Raw genomic sequence first — 23663 nt, forward strand, 5'->3', positions numbered from 1 at the left:
ATGTACCGGGTTCTACTTTCTCCTTATACTAGAATATTTTACACTGAATGGAAATTAGATCAAAATAGGAGCGATTACAATATAGTATTTGATCAAAATCTTAATGGTAATATAGATATACTAAGATTAAATAATGCAATAAAGAGATTTATATCAGATTATGTAATACTAAATAGCCATATAGAGGATAAAAATGAAGAATTATATTGGGTAAAAAATAACAAGATATATGGAGTAGAGTTTTTTGAAAAGAAACTATCCAGTAAAGATATTTTTGCGTATATACAAAAACCATTTAATTTGGAAGAAGGACCATTATATAGATGTAGCTTGATAAAATATCACTCTAATAAATATAGATTAATAATTGTTTTACATCATATTATCATAGATGGATCTTCATTTGATTACTTTGTTAATGAACTATCAAAGTATTATAATGATCCATATTACAAAAATAGTATTACAATAAAAACTCAACTATTACGTATAACAAAGTTATCAAAAGAACTATCAAAATATGTAGAGTTAAATAAAGAAAGGAGCAAATTCTTTTGGAAAGAAAGATTATCAGATATTGAATTTTTAGATATAAATTTTTTAAAGGTTAGTACAAGACGAAATAATTTAGAAAAAACGAAATTATCGGTACAAACATTAAGTGATGTAACTGAAATAAGGTTTAAGTTTAACAAAGAAGTATTGTTTAAATTAAATCAATTGAAAAAAAAGTATAACATAACACCATATTTATATGGTCAAAATATATTTGCAGTTTTACTTAATAGATATACAGAACAAAACAGATTTTGTATAAATTATCCAATAGCAGTAACAGAAGGAAAAGATTTTATATATGGTGCTCACATTAATACAAATGTTATTGCTTATAATTTAAACAAAACAAATAATATTATAGATGTAGTAAATCAATCACGACAGTTTCTTAAGTCATTAAAGTGTATTGATGTAAATCATAGCTATTTACCTATATCTGATATAGTATCAGTATCAAATAAAGGTATTCTCAATTGCTCGTTTATTCAAACAAATTTAAAATATAAAGTTTTCGAATTTGGAAATATAAAAGTTAAGGTTAATAAGGATACAAATATTGATTTAACAAATGAATTATTATTTGAGCAAGAAATCCGAAATGAAGAAATTAACTATAGGGTAAGATATAAATTAAGTAAGATTAATATCGATTTATTAACTAATTTTATAGATTACTATAAGCTATTATTTATAGGGGTGCTAAATGAGTTAGTAGAACTGGAAGATACAAAGCAATTACACCATATCAAAAATTATAATCTATTATCACACAAGCAATACCAACAAATTATTAATAATTGGAATGATACAGATAAGGATTATCCAAGTGATAAGACGATACAAGCTTTATTTGAAGAACAAGTAGCAAGGACACCAAACAACATAGCAATAGTATATGAAGAAACTAAGCTAACATACAGGCAACTTAATGAGAGAGCCAATCAGTTAGCCAATTACTTAAGAGAGACATATCAGATTAGCCCCGATACGTTGATAGCCTTATGTTTAGACAGGAGTGAACATATGCTAATAGCGATACTTGGTGTATTAAAAGCAGGAGGAGCATATGTACCAATGGATTCAAGTTATCCTGATGAAAGGATAAGCTATATATTAGAAGATACAAGTAGTAAGTTAGTACTAACTAATGAAGTACACAAACAGAGATTAGATAGCTTAGCTATTACCACAACCAGTCAAGTAACGATCTTGGCAATTGATGATCAGCAAGTACAAGTTCTACTAGCATCCCATCTAGCATCTAATCCTACAACTTCTACCACCAGCAATAACCTTGCTTATGTTATATATACTTCAGGTACTACAGGTAATCCTAAGGGGGTAATGATTGAACATAGAGGAGTGGTGAATACTGTATTATCTTTAAATGGAGTATATGACTTTAGCAAAGGGAATAAGGTAACTGCATTTACATCCTATGTATTTGATGTATCAGTATCAGAATTTTTTACCGTATTATTTAGATCTGGAGTACTTTATCTATTAGGTGAGAAAGTAAGGACGGATGCATTGCTGATTAGCAAATATATTATAGATAATGGCATTAATTATCTATATTTACCTCCAGTATTATTATCGATTTTACCAAGAATAAAATATGAAACATTGCATGGAATAATATATGCAGGAGAACCATGTGATATTGATACAGGTACATATTGGTCAAGTAATTATAAACTATATAATTATTATGGACCAACAGAAATAACTATATATGCATCTAGTAAACAAATAATAGATGGTGATACTAATTTAATAGGATCTGCAATTTCTAACGCCAAGTGCTATGTATTAGATACTAACTTAACTCCGTTACCAATAGGAGCGATAGGAGAATTATATATAGGAGGAGCAGGATTAGCTAGAGGGTATTTAAATCGCCCTGACTTAACAGCAGAGAAGTTCATAGTTAACCCATTTCAAAGTACAGCAGAAAAGAAGTTAGAGAAGAATGCAAGATTATACAAAACTGGAGACTTGGTAAGGTGGTTAGCAGATGGTAATTTAGAATATATAGGACGTAATGATTTTCAGGTTAAGATCAGAGGCTATAGGATAGAGCTAGAAGAAATAGAGAGTGTTTTATCAAGCTACGAAGGAATAACACAAAGTGTAGTGCTAGCTAAAGAACAACAAGGAGTAGGAGAATTAGGAAGTAAGTATTTAGCGGGTTATTATGTATCAGAATCTAAGTTAAATGAAGAGGCTATATTAAATTACCTACAGGCAAGATTACCGGAATATATGATACCTGCTATATTAGTGCATTTGGAGAGATTGCCATTAACCATTAATGGTAAGTTGGATAGAAAATCATTGCCCGATCCTGAGTTTACTAATATTGAAACATATGTAACCCCTAGGAATGAATTAGAGAATCAAGTTTGTAGGGTTTTGGCAGAAGTGTTAGGATTGCCTGAAGATAAAGTAAGTATCCATGATGATTTCTTTAGACTAGGAGGGGATAGTATAATAAGTATCCAGTTGGTAAGTAGGTTAAGACAAAGGCTAGGGTTAAATGTTACTGTTAAGGATATCTTTGGTTATAAAACTATTGAAAGACTCTATGATAATGTTTTAAGCAAAGGACAAGGCAGTACTCAAGGAGATTTAAGAAGTGAACAAGGTATATTAAGTGGAGAAGTACCATTATTACCAGTGCAACAGTGGTTCTTTAAGCATAATTTTATAATTCCTAATCATTGGAATCAGTCATTTCTGTTAAGAACCGAGACCTTAGATATAAATAGGCTACAGCTAAGCATAACTAAATTAGTTCAACATCATGATAGTTTTAGACTAAGATACAGGAAAGCTACAGATTTGGTACAGAGTTATTGCCAATATTATAATAATGATGCCAAGGTAGAAGAATTAAAGATATTAGACATAAACAAATTGGATGTTAAAAAAGGTAGTAAAGAATTTGAGTTTAAACTACAGGAGATATTAACTAGCTGGCAGAGTGATTTTGACTTAGAGTATGGACCAACCTATAGTATAGGTTATATTTTTGGTTATGAAGATGGAAGTAGCAGGATATATTGTGCATTGCATCATTTAATAGTAGACGCGGTAAGTTGGCGGATAATTGCTGAAGATTTAAGAAATCTTTACCATGCTAAAGATTTAGGTAGTAAAGGAGGTAGTTATAGACAATGGGTAAATGTAGTAAGAGAATATGCAACTACTCATAAGAGTGAAACAACTTACTGGTCAAATATCCTATCTGATTATGATAGTAATCAACTAAATAAGTTAATAGTAAGCGAAGATGCTTATAGCTATGCTAGCCTACAATTAAGCAAAGAACAGACTGGTCAGTTATTACGAGACAGTAATAGAGCTTATAATACCCAAGTGAATGATATTTTGCTTACTGCCCTTGGTTATAGTTTAGCTGAAATAACAGGCAATAAAATTAACCATATAGTATTAGAGGGTCACGGTAGAGAGGAAATAGATAATAATATTGATATAACAAGAACAGTTGGTTGGTTTACTACTATCTATCCAATACGATTAGAGATAAGTGAGGAGTTAGGTAATAGTCTTAAGACTGTCAAAGAGAATTTAAGACAAGTACCAAATAAAGGAATAGGTTACGGGATAGTAATAGGATATCAGAGTGATTTACCAAGAATAAGCTTTAACTATCTAGGACAGTTTGACAAGCAAGGTGCGACAACAGATAAAGATTTATGGAATATTATTAGTGAGAATAGCGGTATATCAATGCATCCCGCTAACCAAGACAACAATATAGTTAATATCAATGGTTTAGTTGTAGATGGTAAACTTAAATTTAGTATAGCAAGTAAGTTAGGTGCAAATATAACCAATAAACTAGCTGATTTATTTCAACAGAAGTTAGAAGATATAATCAGCTATACAGTCAAGCAGACTAGAAGCTACTTAACAGTGAGTGATATAGATAATGTAATAAGTCAGGAATATCTAGATAGGTTACAAGAACATCGAGAGATAGAAGGAGTATATTTAGCAAATAGCTTACAACAAGGTTTTATTTATCATACTTTAAATCAAGGTGATATTGATGATGCATACAGAGTACAAATTATTTGGCAATATAATAATCAGTTAGCACTTAATAAATTAAAAGAAGCTTGGGGTTATGCTCAAGCAAGATTCAGTAGCCTAAGGCTGAGGTTAAACTGGGAGGAAGAATTAATCCAAGTAATAGATAAAGAAGGTAATTTAGATTGGAGATATATTGACTTAAGTAAAGAACAAGATTTTACAATTCAAGAATTCGAGATTAAACAAATTCAAGAAGAAGATCGGCTGGAAATATATGACTTACAACAAGGTAACTTATTTAGAGTATATTTAATTAAACAGAGGGAAGATTTATATACATGTATTTTTAGTAATCACCATGCAATATTAGATGGTTGGAGTAATCCAATATTATTAGAATATATTCATGATACTTACTTAAAATTGCAAGATAAAGAAATAATATTGTTAAAGGAAGATCAAAGTTATAAAGAAGCACAGAAATATATACAAAAGCATCAAGAAGATAACAAGGAATATTGGAATAAATATATATCTCAAATAGAAGAGCGAAGTGACTTCAGTGGCTTGTTATTAAGTAACAATAAACAGAAACAGTTAAGAATAAGTGAACATAAACATATAACAAATCCAGCAGAACAAGTATTAACAATTACAGGCAACTTATATGACAATTTAAAAAAGTTCAGTCAAGAAGAAGGTGTAACATTAAATGCAATATTACAATATGTATGGCACAAAGTATTAAGTATTTATGGTAATAGTAATCAAACGGTAGTAGGAACTACCGTATCAGGTAGGAATCTTCCAATAGATGACATAGAGAGTTCAGTAGGGTTGTATATAAATACTTTACCATTGATAGTAGAGCATCAAAATAAAACAATAACAAGTGTAATAGAGTCAATAAAGGCTATTCAAAGTGATATTAATGAGATCAATAGTAGAAGTGATATCAGCTTAGTTAAATTACAAAAAGGAGGTGAGCGGTTATTTGATAGTTTATTTGTTTATGAGAACTATCCTAATCCAGCCAATGAAGAACAGCAAAGTAGAATTAAGATAAGGTTTACAGGATCAGTAGAGAAACTAGATTATCCATTAGCAGTAATAGCATATGAAGTAAATAATCAATTAACATTTATGATCAAATATGCTGGGGAGTTATTCAGTAATGATAGTATAGAGCAATTATTATTGATAGCTAAAAGCTTACTTGAACAAATAGTAAGCAATCCTTACCAGGAAGTACAGAATTTAAGCTATTTAGATCAAAAACAATACCAACAAATCATTAATAATTGGAATGATACAGATAAAACTTATCCAAGCGATAAGACAATACAAGCTTTATTCGAAGAACAAGCAGCAAGGACACCAAATAACATAGCAATAGTCTATGAGGAAACTAAGCTAACATACAGGCAACTTAATGAGAGAGCCAATCAGTTAGCCAATTACTTAAGAGAGACATATCAGATTAGCCCCGATACGTTGATAGCCTTATGTTTAGACAGGAGTGAACATATGCTAATAGCGATCCTTGCTGTATTAAAAGTAGGAGGAGCATATGTACCAATGGATTCAAGTTATCCTGATGAAAGAATAAGCTACATATTAGAAGATACAAATAGTAACTTAGTATTGACTAATGAAGTACATAAACAAAGATTAGATAGCTTAGCTATTAGCACAATTAGTCAAGCAACGATCTTAGCAATTGATGATCAGCAAGTACAAACTTTACTAGCATCCCATCTAACATCTAACCCTGCAACTTCTACTACCAGCAATAACCTTGCTTGTGTTATATATACTTCAGGTACTACAGGTAATCCTAAGGGGGTAATGATGGAGCATAGAGGGATAGTGAATGCCGTATTATCTTTAAATGATGTATATGATTTAAGTAAAGGAAATAAGGTAGCTGTATTTACATCCTATGTATTTGATGTATCAGTATCAGAAATTTTTACCGTATTATTTAGATTTGGAGTACTTTATCTATTAGGTGAGAAAGTAAGGACGGATGCATTGCTGATTAGCAAATACATTATAGATAATGGCATTAATTATGTATATTTACCTCCCGTATTATTATCGATTTTACCAAGAATAGAATATGAAACATTGTATGGAATAATATATGCAGGAGAACCATGCGATATTGGTACAGGTACATATTGGTCAAGTAATTATAAACTATATAATTATTATGGACCAACGGAAACTATATACGCATCTAGTAAACAAATAATAGATGGAGATATTAATTTAATAGGATCTGCAATTTCTAATGCAAGGTGCTATGTATTAGATATAAACTTAACCCCGTTACCAATAGGAGCGATAGGAGAATTATATATAGGGGGAGCAGGATTAGCTAGAGGTTATTTAAATCGCCCTGACTTAACGGCAGAGAAGTTTATAGTTAATCCATTTCAAAGTATAAAGGAAAAGAAATTAGCAAAGAATGCAAGGTTATATAAGACTGGAGACTTGGTAAGATGGTTAGCAAGTGGTAACTTAGAATATATAGGACGTAATGACTTTCAAGTTAAGATCAGAGGCTACAGAATAGAGTTAGAAGAGATAGAGAGTGTTTTATCAAGTTATGAAGGAATAACACAAAGTGTAGTACTAGCTAAAGAACAACAAGAAGCAGGAGAATTAGGCAGTAAGTATTTAGCAGGTTATTATGTATCGGAATCTAAGTTAGATGAAGAAGGCATATTAAATTATCTACAGGCAAGATTACCGGAATATATGATACCTGCTGTATTAATGCATTTGGAAAGATTGCCATTAACGATTAATGGTAAGTTGGATAGAAAATCATTGCCTGATCCTGAGTTTACTAATATTGAAACATATGTAGCCCCTAGAAATGAATTGGAGAGTCAAGTTTGTAAGATTTGGGCAGAAGTGTTAGGATTACCTGAAGAAAAAGTAAGTATCCATGATGATTTTTTTAGATTGGGAGGTAATAGCATTTTAGCAATAAGGTTGGTAAGTAAATTAAGTAAAGAATTAAATAATGCAATTAGTATACCAGCTATCTTTAAGCACAATACAGTAAAAAGGTTGGTTCAATATATAGAACATAATAACGAAAATAACATAGTAATAGATAAAGCTGCCTTTACTAAAGTAGAAGAACAATCGTTATCTTTTGCTCAAGAGAGGTTATGGTTTATTGAGAAATATGAAGAAGGAACTAATGCTTATAATATACCGATGGTATTTAGTATATCTAGTAATGCTAGTATAGATATATTAGAAAGTAGTATAAAAAGTATAGTAGCTAGACACGAGATACTACGGACCTTAATCAAAGAAGATAATAGAGGTAACGGTTATCAATTAATACTAGATGATAAAGAGTTTCCCTTAGAGATTATAAAGATAAACATCATTGATCAATTACAATTAGAGGAGGAACTAGAAAAGTCAGTACATCATATTTATGATTTAGGTAATGAATATCCGATAAGAGTTTGCTTGTATGAATTAATTAGTAGCAATGCAAAAGATACTCCAAAATACTACCTAAGCATAGTAATTCATCACATAGCCTTTGATGGTTGGTCTACCGATATATTTTTGAAAGAACTACAAGCATATTATAGTTATTATCTAAAACAATCACAAGGTTTAGTAAGTAAACTAAACTTACCAAAATTAACTATTCAATATAAAGATTTTGCATTATGGCAAAGAAACTATTTAAGTGGGGAAAGATTAGATAAACAATTAAATTACTGGAAGAATAAACTAAGTGGTTATGAGACATTAAACTTAATAACCGATAAACCAAGAGCAAGTCAGATAGATTATGAAGGTAGCAATATCTATTTTGAGTTAGATAAAGATACCTCAAGATCTTTAAGGGAATTAGCTAAGAAATTAAAGGTAAGCTTATACAGCGTATTACTTAGTGGTTATTATTTAATGTTGAGAAGTTATAGTAATCAAGATGATATAGTGGTAGGAACTCCAATAGCTAATAGGCAATATAATCAGATAGAAAATTTAATTGGTTTCTTTGTCAATTCGTTAGCCCTGAGAATGCAAATAGATGCAAAAGTTTCAATTAAAGAATTTATTAAGCAAGTAGGAGATGAAATAGTACAAGCACAACTACATCAGGATTTACCATTTGAAAAATTAGTAGAGGAACTAAATGTAATCAAAGATACTAGTAGGCATGCAATATTCCAAGTAATGTTTGCAGTGCAGAGTTTTGGGAATGAGCTATATAGTCAAGAGGACGAACAACAAGAAACTTATTTAGCTAATATATTACAAACACATACAACAGGAGCTAGTTTATATAATGTAGCTAAGTTTGATATTAGTACTTTTATAGATGATAGTGAAGTTTGTTTAAAAGGAAGTTTTAATTATGCAACAAGTTTATATAGCGAAGAAACAATTAATGGTTTTATAAAAACATATACTGAGATATTAAAACAATTGGCGACATTGCTTAATAATAGCCAAAAACAAGCACATAGTAAAATAGCTGATTTAAACTATTTAGATCAACAACAATACCAACAAATTATTAATAACTGGAATGATACAGATAAAACTTATCCAAGCGATAAGACAATACAAGCTTTATTCGAAGAACAAGCAGCAAGGACACCAAATAACATAGCAATAGTATATGAAGAAACTAAGCTAACATACAGGCAACTTAATGAGAGAGCCAATCAGTTAGCCAATTACTTAAGAGAGACATATCAGATTAGCCCCGATACGTTGATAGCCTTATGTTTAGACAGGAGTGAACATATGCTAATAGCGAACCTTGCTGTATTAAAAGCAGGAGGAGCATATGTACCAATCGATTCAAATTATCCTGATGAAAGAATAAGTTATATATTAGAAGATACAAATAGTAAGTTAGTACTGACTAATGAAGGACATAAACAAAGATTAGATAGTTTAGCTATTAGCACAATTAGTCAAGCAACGATCTTAGTAATTGATGATCAGCAAATACAAACTTTACTAGCATCCTACCTGACATCTAATCCTACAATTTCTACCACCAGCAATAACCTTGCTTATGTTATATATACTTCAGGTACTACAGGTAATCCTAAGGGGGTAATGATTGAACATCGAGGAATTATAAATTTAGCAATAGTACAAGAAAAAGAGTTTGAATTACCTAAAGAAAAAAATATCAAAAATTGCTTATGGTATGCTAATTATGTATTTGATGCACATGTATGGGAAGCTTATACAACTATCTTAAATGGTCATACTATATATATCATAGATAATGATATAAGGCAAGATATAAGGCAACTAAGTATTTACATACAAAAAAACAATATAGATATAGCGTTACTACCACCTACATTATTAAATAATGAATATATACTTAGATTAAATATCTTAGTGCTAGGGGGGGATAAAGCTAACAAAGAAGTATTAGATTACTATCAAAATAGTAACGTAAAAGTGATAAATGCATATGGACCAAGTGAGGTGACTGTATATGCAAGCTTAAATCACTATAATAATAATGGTGCTACAAATATAGGTTCTGCAATTTCTAACGTAAGGTGTTATGTATTAGACACTAACTTAACTCCGCTACCAATAGGAGCGATAGGAGAATTATATATAGGGGGAGCAGGATTAGCTAGAGGTTATTTAAATCGCCCTGACTTAACAGCAGAGAAGTTTATAGTTAATCCATTTCAAAGTATAAAGGAAAAGAAATTAGCAAAGAATGCAAGGTTATATAAGACTGGAGACTTGGTAAGATGGTTAGCAAATGGTAACTTAGAATATATAGGACGTAATGACTTTCAAGTTAAGATCAGAGGCTACAGAATAGAGTTAGAAGAGATAGAGAGTGTTTTATCAAGTTATGAAGGAATAACACAAAGTGTAGTACTAGCTAAAGAACAACAAGGACTAGGAGAATCAGGTAGTAAATATTTAGCAGGTTATTATGTATCAGAATGTAAGTTAGATGAAGAGGCTATATTAAATTACCTACGGGCAAGATTAGCGGAATATATGATACCTGCTATATTAGTGCATTTGGAGAGATTGCCATTAACCATTAATGGTAAGTTGGATAGAAAATCATTACCTGATCCTGAGTTTACTAATATTGAAACATATGTAGCCCCTAGGAATGAATTAGAGAGTCAAGTTTGTAAGATTTGGGCAGAAGTGTTAGGATTACCTGAAGAAAAAGTAAGTATCCATGATGATTTTTTTAGATTGGGAGGTAATAGCATTTTAGCAATAAGGTTGGTAAGTAAATTAAGTAAAGAATTAAATAATGCAATTAGTATACCAGCTATCTTTAAGCACAATACAGTAAAAAGGTTGGTTCAATATATAGAACATAATAACGAAAATAACATAGTAATAGATAAAGCTGCCTTTACTAAAGTAGAAGAACAATCGTTATCTTTTGCTCAAGAGAGGTTATGGTTTATTGAGAAATATGAAGAAGGAACTAATGCTTATAATATACCGATGGTATTTAGTATATCTAGTAATGCTAGTATAGATATATTAGAAAGTAGTATAAAAAGTATAGTAGCTAGACACGAGATACTACGGACCTTAATCAAAGAAGATAATAGAGGTAACGGTTATCAATTAATACTAGATGATAAAGAGTTTCCCTTAGAGATTATAAAGATAAACATCATTGATCAATTACAATTAGAGGAGGAACTAGAAAAGTCAGTACATCATATTTATGATTTAGGTAATGAATATCCGATAAGAGTTTGCTTGTATGAATTAATTAGTAGCAATGCAAAAGATATTCCAAAATATTACCTAAGCATAGTAATTCATCACATAGCCTTTGATGGTTGGTCTACCGATATATTTTTGAAAGAACTACAAGCATATTATAGTTACTATCTAAAACAATCACAAGGTTTAGTAAGTAAACTAAACTTACCAAAATTAACTATTCAATATAAAGATTTTGCATTATGGCAAAGAAACTATTTAAGTGGGGAAAGATTAGATAAACAATTAAATTACTGGAAGAATAAACTAAGTGGTTATGAGACATTAAACTTAATAACCGATAAACCAAGAGCAAGTCAGATAGATTATGAAGGTAGCAATATCTATTTTGAGTTAGATAAAGATACCTCAAGATCTTTAAGGGAATTAGCTAAGAAATTAAAGGTAAGCTTATACAGCGTATTACTTAGTGGTTATTATTTAATGTTGAGAAGTTATAGTAATCAAGATGATATAGTGGTAGGAACTCCAATAGCTAATAGGCAATATGATCAGATAGAAAATTTAATTGGTTTCTTTGTCAATTCGTTAGCCCTGAGAATGCAAATAGATGCAAAAGTTTCAATTAAAGAATTTATCAAGCAAGTAGGAGATGAAATAGTACAAGCACAACTACATCAGGATTTACCATTTGAAAAATTAGTAGAGGAACTAAATGTAATCAAAGATACTAGTAGGCATGCAATATTCCAAGTAATGTTTGCAGTGCAGAGTTTTGGGAATGAGCTATATAGTCAAGAGGACGAACAACAAGAAACTTATTTAGCTAATATATTACAAACACATACAACAGGAGCTAGTTTATATAATGTAGCTAAGTTTGATATTAGTACTTTTATAGATGATAGTGAAGTTTGTTTAAAAGGAAGTTTTAATTATGCAACAAGTTTATATAGCGAAGAAACAATTAATGGTTTTATAAAAACATATACTGAGATATTAAAACAATTGGCGACATTGCTTAATAATAGCCAAAAACAAGCACATAGTAAAATAGCTGATTTAAACTATTTAGATCAACAACAATACCAACAAATTATTAATAACTGGAATGATACAGATAAAACTTATCCAAGCGATAAGACAATACAAGCTTTATTCGAAGAACAAGCAGCAAGGACACCAAATAACATAGCAATAGTATATGAAGAAACTAAGCTAACATACAGGCAACTTAATGAGAGAGCCAATCAGTTAGCCAATTACTTAAGAGAGACATATCAGATTAGCCCCGATACGTTGATAGCCTTATGTTTAGACAGGAGTGAACATATGCTAATAGCGAACCTTGCTGTATTAAAAGCAGGAGGAGCATATGTACCAATCGATTCAAATTATCCTGATGAAAGAATAAGTTATATATTAGAAGATACAAATAGTAAGTTAGTACTGACTAATGAAGGACATAAACAAAGATTAGATAGTTTAGCTATTAGCACAATTAGTCAAGCAACGATCTTAGTAATTGATGATCAGCAAATACAAACTTTACTAGCATCCTACCTGACATCTAATCCTACAATTTCTACCACCAGCAATAACCTTGCTTATGTTATATATACTTCAGGTACTACAGGTAATCCTAAGGGGGTAATGATTGAACATCGAGGAATTATAAATTTAGCAATAGTACAAGAAAAAGAGTTTGAATTACCTAAAGAAAAAAATATCAAAAATTGCTTATGGTATGCTAATTATGTATTTGATGCACATGTATGGGAAGCTTATACAACTATCTTAAATGGTCATACTATATATATCATAGATAATGATATAAGGCAAGATATAAGGCAACTAAGTATTTACATACAAAAAAACAATATAGATATAGCGTTACTACCACCTACATTATTAAATAATGAATATATACTTAGATTAAATATCTTAGTGCTAGGGGGGGATAAAGCTAACAAAGAAGTATTAGATTACTATCAAAATAGTAACGTAAAAGTGATAAATGCATATGGACCAAGTGAGGTGACTGTATATGCAAGCTTAAATCACTATAATAATAATGGTGCTACAAATATAGGTTCTGCAATTTCTAACGTAAGGTGTTATGTATTAGACACTAACTTAACTCCGCTACCAATAGGAGCGATAGGAGAATTATATATAGGGGGAGCAGGATTAGCTAGAGGTTATTTAAATCGCCCTGACTTAACAGCAGAGAAGTTTATAGTTAATCCATTTCAAAGTACAGAGGAAAAGAAGTTAGTAAAGAATACAAGATTATATAAGACTGGAGACTTGGTAAGATGGTTAGCAGATGGTAATTTAGAATATATAGGACGTAATGATTTTCAGGTTAAGATCAGAGGATACAGGATAGAGTTAGAAGAAATAGAGAGTGTTTTATCAAGTTATAAAGGAATAACACAGAGTGTAGTGTTAGCTCAAGAACAACAAGGACTAGGAGAATCAGGAAGTAAGTATTTAGCGGGTTATTATGTATCAGAATATAAGTTAGATGAAGAAGCTATACTAAATTACCTACAGGCAAGATTACCGGAATATATGATACCTGCTGTATTAATGCATTTGGAAAGATTGCCATTAACGATTAATGGTAAGTTGGATAGAAAATCATTGCCTGATCCTGAGTTTACTAATATTGAAACATATGTAGCCCCTAGAAATGAATTGGAGAGTCAAGTTTGTAAAATTTGGGCAGAAGTGTTAGGATTACCTGAAGAAAAAGTAAGTATCCATGATGATTTTTTTAGATTGGGAGGTAATAGCATTTTAGCAATAAGGTTGGTAAGTAAATTAAGTAAAGAATTAAATAGTGCAATTAGTATACCAGCTATCTTTAAGCACAATACAGTAAAAAGGTTGGTTCAATACATAGAACATAATAACGAAAATAGCATAGTAATAGATAAAGCTAGCATTACTAAAGTAGAAGAACAATCATTATCTTTTGCCCAAGAGAGGTTATGGTTTATTGAGAAATATGAGGAAGGAACTAATGCATATAATATACCGATGGTATTTAGTATATCTAGTAATGCTAGTATAGATATATTAGAAAGTAGTATAAAAAGTATAGTAGCTAGACACGCTATACTAAGGACCTTAATCAAAGAAGACAATAGAGGCAATGGTTATCAATTAATACTAGATGATAAAGAGTTTCCCTTAGAGATTATAAAGATAAACATCATTGATCAATTACAATTAGAAGAAGAGTTAGAAAAGGCAGTAAATCATATTTATGATTTAAGTAATGAATATCCGATAAGAGTTTGCTTATATGAATTAATTAGTAGCAATGCAAAAGATACTCCAAAATACTACCTAAGCATAGTAATTCATCACATAGCCTTTGATGGTTGGTCTACCGATATATTTTTGAAAGAACTACAAGCATATTATAGTTATTATCTAAAACAATCACAAGGTTTAGTAAGTAAACTAAACTTACCAAAATTAACTATTCAATATAAAGATTTTGCATTATGGCAAAGAAACTATTTAAGTGGGGAAAGATTAGATAAACAATTAAATTACTGGAAGAATAAACTAAGTGGTTATGAGACATTAAACTTAATAACCGATAAACCAAGAGCAAGTCAGATAGATTATGAAGGTAGCAATATCTATTTTGAGTTAGATAAAGATACCTCAAGATCTTTAAGGGAATTAGCTAAGAAATTAAAGGTAAGCTTATACAGCGTATTACTTAGTGGTTATTATTTAATGTTGAGAAGTTATAGTAATCAAGATGATATAGTGGTAGGAACTCCAATAGCTAATAGGCAATATAATCAGATAGAAAATTTAATTGGTTTTTTTGTCAATTCGTTAGCCCTGAGGATACAAATAGATGCAAAAATCTCAATTAAAGAATTTATTAAGCAAGTAGGAGATGAAGTAGTACAAGCACAACTTCATCAGGATTTACCATTTGAGAAATTAGTAGAGGAACTAAATGTACTCAAAGATACTAGTAGGCATGCAATATTTCAAGTAATGTTTGCAGTGCAAAATTTTGGGAGTGAATTGTATAATCAAGTGGGGGAACAACAAGAAACTTATTTAGCTAATATATTACAAACACATACAACAGGAGCTAGTTTATATAATGTAGCTAAGTTTGATATTAGTACTGTTATAGATGATAGTGAAGTTTGCTTAAAAGGAAGTTTTAATTACGCCATAAGTTTATATAGCGAAGAAACAATTAATGGCTTTATAAAAACATATACTGAGATATTAAAACAATTGGCTACATTGCTTAATAATAGCCAAAGACAAGCACATAGTAAAATAGCTGATTTAAACTATTTAGATCAACAACAATACCAACAAATCATTAATAATTGGAATGATACAGATAAAACTTATCCAAGTGATAAGACGATACAAGCTTTATTCGAAGAACAAGTAGTAAGGACACCAAATAACATAGCAATAGTATATGAAGAAACTAAGCTAACATACAGACAACTTAATAAAAGAGGCAATCAGTTAGGCAATTACTTAAGAGAGACGTATGAGATTAAGCCAGATACCTTGATAGCCTTATGTTTAGACAGGAGTGAACATATGCTAATAGCGATACTTGGTGTATTAAAAGCAGGAGGAGCATATGTGCCAATGGATTCAAGTTATCCTGATGAAAGAATAAGCTATATATTAGAAGATACAAGTAGTAAGTTAGTACTGACTAATAAAGAACATAAAAAAAGATTAGATAGCTTAGCTATTAGCACAACCAGTCAAGCAACAATCTTAGCAATTGATGATCAGCAAGTACAAACTTTACTAGCATCCCATCTAATATCTAACCCTACAACTTTTACCACCAGCAATAACCTTGCTTATGTTATATATACTTCAGGTACTACAGGTAATCCTAAGGGAGTAATGATTGAGCATAGAGGAATTATAAATTTAGCAAAAATACAAGAAAAAGAGTTTGAATTACCTAAAGAAAAAAACATTAAAAATTGCTTATGGTATGGTAATTATGTATTTGACGCACATGTATGGGAAATTTATACAACTATCTTAAATGGTCGTGCTATATATATCATAGATAATGATATAAGGCAAGATATAAGGCTACTAAGTATTTACATACAAAAAAACAATATAGATATAGCGTTACTACCACCTACATTATTAAATAATGAATATATACTTAGATTAAATATCTTAGTGCTAGGGGGGGATAAAGCTAACAAAGAAGTATTAGATTACTATCAAAATAGTAACGTAAAAGTGATAAATGCATATGGACCAAGTGAGGTGACTGTATATGCAAGCTTAAATCACTATAATAATAATGGTGCTACAAATATAGGTTCTGCAATTTCTAACGTAAGGTGTTATGTATTAGACACTAACTTAACTCCGCTACCAATAGGAGCGATAGGAGAATTATATATAGGGGGAGCAGGATTAGCTAGAGGTTATTTAAATCGCCCTGACTTAACAGCAGAGAAGTTTATAGTTAATCCATTTCAAAGTATAAAGGAAAAGAAATTAGCAAAGAATGCAAGGTTATATAAGACTGGAGACTTGGTAAGATGGTTAGCAAATGGTAACTTAGAATATATAGGACGTAATGACTTTCAAGTTAAGATCAGAGGCTACAGAATAGAGTTAGAAGAGATAGAGAGTGTTTTATCAAGTTATGAAGGAATAACACAAAGTGTAGTACTAGCTAAAGAACAACAAGGACTAGGAGAATCAGGTAGTAAATATTTAGCAGGTTATTATGTATCAGAATGTAAGTTAGATGAAGAGGCTATATTAAATTACCTACGGGCAAGATTAGCGGAATATATGATACCTGCTATATTAGTGCATTTGGAGAGATTGCCATTAACCATTAATGGTAAGTTGGATAGAAAATCATTACCTGATCCTGAGTTTACTAATATTGAAACATATGTAGCCCCTAGGAATGAATTAGAGAGTCAAGTTTGTAAGATTTGGGCAGAAGTGTTAGGATTGCCTGAAGATAAAGTAAGTATCCATGATGATTTCTTTAGACTAGGAGGGGATAGTATAATAAGTATCCAGTTGGTAAGTAGGTTAAGACAAAGGCTAGGGTTAAATGTTACTGTTAAGGATATCTTTGGTTATAAAACTATTGAAAGACTCTATGATAATGTTTTAAGCAAAGGACAAGGCAGTACTCAAGGAGATTTAAGAAGTGAACAAGGTATATTAAGTGGAGAAGTACCATTATTACCAGTGCAACAGTGGTTCTTTAAGCATAATTTTATAATTCCTAATCATTGGAATCAGTCATTTCTGTTAAGAACCGAGACCTTAGATATAAATAGGCTACAGCTAAGCATAACTAAATTAGTTCAACATCATGATAGTTTTAGACTAAGATACAGGAAAGCTACAGATTTGGTACAGAGTTATTGCCAATATTATAATAATGATGCCAAGGTAGAAGAATTAAAGATATTAGACATAAACAAATTGGATGTTAAAAAAGGTAGTAAAGAATTTGAGTTTAAACTACAGGAGATATTAACTAGCTGGCAGAGTGATTTTGACTTAGAGTATGGACCAACCTATAGTATAGGTTATATTTTTGGTTATGAAGATGGAAGTAGCAGGATATATTGTGCATTGCATCATTTAATAGTAGACGCGGTAAGTTGGCGGATAATTGCTGAAGATTTAAGAAATCTTTACCATGCTAAAGATTTAGGTAGTAAAGGAGGTAGTTATAGACAATGGGTAAATGTAGTAAGAGAATATGCAACTACTCATAAGAGTGAAACAACTTACTGGTCAAATATCCTATCTGATTATGATAGTAATCAACTAAATAAGTTAATAGTAAGCGAAGATGCTTATAGCTATGCTAGCCTACAATTAAGCAAAGAACAGACTGGTCAGTTATTACGAGACAGTAATAGAGCTTATAATACCCAAGTGAATGATATTTTGCTTACTGCCCTTGGTTATAGTTTAGCTGAAATAACAGGCAATAAAATTAACCATATAGTATTAGAGGGTCACGGTAGAGAGGAAATAGATAATAATATTGATATAACAAGAACAGTTGGTTGGTTTACTACTATCTATCCAATACGATTAGAGATAAGTGAGGAGTTAGGTAATAGTCTTAAGACTGTCAAAGAGAATTTAAGACAAGTACCAAATAAAGGAATAGGTTACGGGATAGTAATAGGATATCAGAGTGATTTACCAAGAATAAGCTTTAACTATCTAGGACAGTTTGACAAGCAAGGTGCGACAACAGATAAAGATTTATGGAATATTATTAGTGAGAATAGCGGTATATCAATGCATCCCGCTAACCAAGACAACAATATAGTTAATATCAATGGTTTAGTTGTAGATGGTAAACTTAAATTTAGTATAGCAAGTAAGTTAGGTGCAAATATAACCAATAAACTAGCTGATTTATTTCAACAGAAGTTAGAAGATATAATCAGCTATACAGTCAAGCAGACTAGAAGCTACTTAACAGTGAGTGATATAGATAATGTAATAAGTCAGGAATATCTAGATAGGTTACAAGAACATCGAGAGATAGAAGGAGTATATTTAGCAAATAGCTTACAACAAGGTTTTATTTATCATACTTTAAATCAAGGTGATATTGATGATGCATACAGAGTACAAATTATTTGGCAATATAATAATCAGTTAGCACTTAATAAATTAAAAGAAGCTTGGGGTTATGCTCAAGCAAGATTCAGTAGCCTAAGGCTGAGGTTAAACTGGGAGGAAGAATTAATCCAAGTAATAGATAAAGAAGGTAATTTAGATTGGAGATATATTGACTTAAGTAAAGAACAAGATTTTACAATTCAAGAATTCGAGATTAAACAAATTCAAGAAGAAGATCGGCTGGAAATATATGACTTACAACAAGGTAACTTATTTAGAGTATATTTAATTAAACAGAGGGAAGATTTATATACATGTATTTTTAGTAATCACCATGCAATATTAGATGGTTGGAGTAATCCAATATTATTAGAATATATTCATGATACTTACTTAAAATTGCAAGATAAAGAAATAATATTGTTAAAGGAAGATCAAAGTTATAAAGAAGCACAGAAATATATACAAAAGCATCAAGAAGATAACAAGGAATATTGGAATAAATATATATCTCAAATAGAAGAGCGAAGTGACTTCAGTGGCTTGTTATTAAGTAACAATAAACAGAAACAGTTAAGAATAAGTGAACATAAACATATAACAAATCCAGCAGAACAAGTATTAACAATTACAGGCAACTTATATGACAATTTAAAAAAGTTCAGTCAAGAAGAAGGTGTAACATTAAATGCAATATTACAATATGTATGGCACAAAGTATTAAGTATTTATGGTAATAGTAATCAAACGGTAGTAGGAACTACCGTATCAGGTAGGAATCTTCCAATAGATGACATAGAGAGTTCAGTAGGGTTGTATATAAATACTTTACCATTGATAGTAGAGCATCAAAATAAAACAATAACAAGTGTAATAGAGTCAATAAAGGCTATTCAAAGTGATATTAATGAGATCAATAGTAGAAGTGATATCAGCTTAGTTAAATTACAAAAAGGAGGTGAGCGGTTATTTGATAGTTTATTTGTTTATGAGAACTATCCTAATCCAGCCAATGAAGAACAGCAAAGTAGAATTAAGATAAGGTTTACAGGATCAGTAGAGAAACTAGATTATCCATTAGCAGTAATAGCATATGAAGTAAATAATCAATTAACATTTATGATCAAATATGCTGGGGAGTTATTCAGTAATGATAGTATAGAGCAATTATTATTGATAGCTAAAAGCTTACTTGAACAAATAGTAAGCAATCCTTACCAGGAAGTACAGAATTTAAGCTATTTAGATCAAAAACAATACCAACAAATCATTAATAATTGGAATGATACAGATAAAACTTATCCAAGCGATAAGACAATACAAGCTTTATTCGAAGAACAAGCAGCAAGGACACCAAATAACATAGCAATAGTCTATGAGGAAACTAAGCTAACATACAGGCAACTTAATGAGAGAGCCAATCAGTTAGCCAATTACTTAAGAGAGACATATCAGATTAGCCCCGATACGTTGATAGCCTTATGTTTAGACAGGAGTGAACATATGCTAATAGCGATACTTGCTGTATTAAAGGCAGGAGGAGCATATGTACCAATCGATTCAAATTATCCTGATGAAAGAATAAGCTATATATTAGAAGATACAAATAGTAAGTTAGTACTGACTAATGAAGGACATAAACAAAGATTAGATAGTTTAGCTATTAGCACAATTAGTCAAGTAACGATCTTAGCAATTGATGATCAGCAACTACAAACTTTACTAGCATCCTACCCGACATCTAATCCTGCAACTTCTACCACCAGCAATAACCTTGCTTATGTTATATATACTTCAGGTACTACAGGTAATCCTAAGGGGGTAATAATTGAACATAAAGGAGTAGTATCTCTTGTAAAGAATGTTGATTATGTGTCTATTAATTCTAGTGATTCATTTATTCAATTTGCCGATATAACATTTGATGCTGCAACTTTTGAGATTTGGACCTCGTTGTTAAATGGAGCTAAATTATTTATTCCAGCTAATAAAATAGATTTATTAGCTGATATTAATTTACTGCAAAAGACATTAATAACAAATAAAATTTCAGTATTATGGTTAACAAGGACTTTATTTGATCAATTGTTTTTAATTGATCAAAGTATTTTTAAAAATATTAAATATTTACTTGTTGGTGGAGAAGCATTAAATCCTAAACTAATATCCAAATTAATAAACTCACATGATGCACCTCAGAATATTATTAATGGTTATGGTCCTACGGAGAATACTACATTTAGTTGTACATTAAATATTAGTAAAAATAACATAACAAGCGTAAAGACTATACCAATTGGTATAGCTTTTACAAATAGAAAGGCTTATGTACTAGATATAAACTTAACCCCGCTACCAATAGGAGCGATAGGAGAATTATATATAGGGGGAGCAGGATTAGCTAGAGGTTATTTAAATCGCCCTGACTTAACAGCAGAGAAGTTTATAGTTAATCCATTTCAAAGTATAAAGGAAAAGAAATTAGCAAAGAATGCAAGGTTATATAAGACTGGAGACTTGGTAAGATGGTTAGCAAATGGTAACTTAGAATATATAGGACGTAATGACTTTCAAGTTAAGATCAGAGGCTACAGGATAGAACTAGAAGAGATAGAGAGTGTTTTATCAAGTTATGAAGGAATAACACAAAGTGTAGTACTAGCTAAAGAACAACAAGAAGCAGGAGAATTAGGCAGTAAATATTTAGCAGGTTATTATGTATCAGAATCTAAGTTAGATGAAGAGGCTATATTAAATTATCTACGGGCAAGATTACCGGAATATATGATACCTGCATTAGTGCATTTGGAGAGATTGCCATTAACCATTAATGGTAAGTTGGATAGAAAATCATTACCTGATCCTGAGTTTACTAATATTGAAACCTATGTCGCTCCTAGAAATGAATTGGAAAGTCAAGTTTGTAAGATTTGGGCAGAAGTGTTAGGATTACCTGAAGAAAAAGTAAGTATCCATGATGATTTTTTTAGATTGGGAGGTAATAGCATTTTAGCAATAAGGTTGGTAAGTAAATTAAGTAAAGAATTAAATAATGCAATTAGTATACCAGCTATCTTTAAGCACAATACAGTAAAAAGGTTGGTTCAATATATAGAACATAATAACGAAAATAACATAGTAATAGATAAAGCTGCCTTTACTAAAGTAGAAGAACAATCGTTATCTTTTGCTCAAGAGAGGTTATGGTTTATTGAGAAATATGAAGAAGGAACTAATGCTTATAATATACCGATGGTATTTAGTATATCTAGTAATGCTAGTATAGATATATTAGAAAGTAGTATAAAAAGTATAGTAGCTAGACACGAGATACTACGGACCTTAATCAAAGAAGATAATAGAGGTAACGGTTATCAATTAATACTAGATGATAAAGAGTTTCCCTTAGAGATTATAAAGATAAACATCATTGATCAATTACAATTAGAGGAGGAACTAGAAAAGTCAGTAAATCATATTTATGATTTAGGTAATGAATATCCGATAAGAATTTGCTTGTATGAATTAATTAGTAGCAATGCAAAAGATACTCCAAAATATTACCTAAGCATAGTAATTCATCACATAGCCTTTGATGGTTGGTCTACTGATATATTTTTGAAAGAACTACAAGCATATTATAGTTACTATCTAAAACAATCACAAGGTTTAGTAAGTAAACTAAACTTACCAAAATTAACTATTCAATATAAAGATTTTGCATTATGGCAAAGAAACTATTTAAGTGGGGAAAGATTAGATAAACAATTAAATTACTGGAAAAATAAACTAAGTGGTTATGAGACATTAAACTTAATAACCGATAAACCAAGAGCAAGTCAGATAGATTATGAAGGTAGCAATATCTATTTTGAGTTAGATAAAGATACCTCAAGATCTTTAAGGGAATTAGCTAAGAAATTAAAGGTAAGCTTATACAGCGTATTACTTAGTGGTTATTATTTAATGTTGAGAAGTTATAGTAATCAAGATGATATAGTGGTAGGAACTCCAATAGCTAATAGGCAATATAATCAGATAGAAAATTTAATTGGTTTCTTTGTCAATTCGTTAGCCCTGAGAATGCAAATAGATGCAAAAGTTTCAATTAAAGAATTTATTAAGCAAGTAGGAGATGAAATAGTACAAGCACAACTACATCAGGATTTACCATTTGAAAAATTAGTAGAGGAACTAAATGTACTCAAAGATACTAGTAGGCATGCAATATTCCAAGTAATGTTTGCAGTACAAAATTTTGGGAGTGAATTGTATAATCAAGTAGGGGAACAACAAGAAACTTATTTAGCTAATATATTACAAACACATACAATAGGAGCTAGTTTATATAATGTAGCTAAGTTTGATATTAGTACTGTTATAGATGATAGTGAAGTTTGTTTAAAAGGAAGTTTTAATTATGCAACAAGTTTATATAGCAAAGAAACAGTTAATGGCTTTATAAAAACATATACTGAGATATTAAAACAATTGGCGACATTGCTTAATAATAGCCAAAGACAAGAACATACTAAAATAGCTGATTTAAGCTATTTAGATCAAGAACAATACCAACAAATAATAGATATATGGAATCGAACTGATAGAGAGTATCAAGA

General features: G+C 30.6%; 1 protein-coding gene (cut by a window edge). It reads left to right on the plus strand.

The annotated features are described in order from the left end of the window. Nucleotides 1–23663, plus strand: the 5' portion of a protein-coding gene (locus tag AAGD29_RS00280) for a non-ribosomal peptide synthase/polyketide synthase (RefSeq protein ID WP_341758081.1). 16333 nt of this gene lie beyond the right edge of the window; only the first 23663 of its 39996 coding nucleotides appear in the window; its start codon is at nt 1–3; its stop codon lies beyond the right edge, outside the window.

Origin of the sequence: Candidatus Tisiphia endosymbiont of Ditula angustiorana, assembly GCF_964026425.1 — a bacterium.
Taxonomy (GTDB): domain Bacteria; phylum Pseudomonadota; class Alphaproteobacteria; order Rickettsiales; family Rickettsiaceae; genus Tisiphia.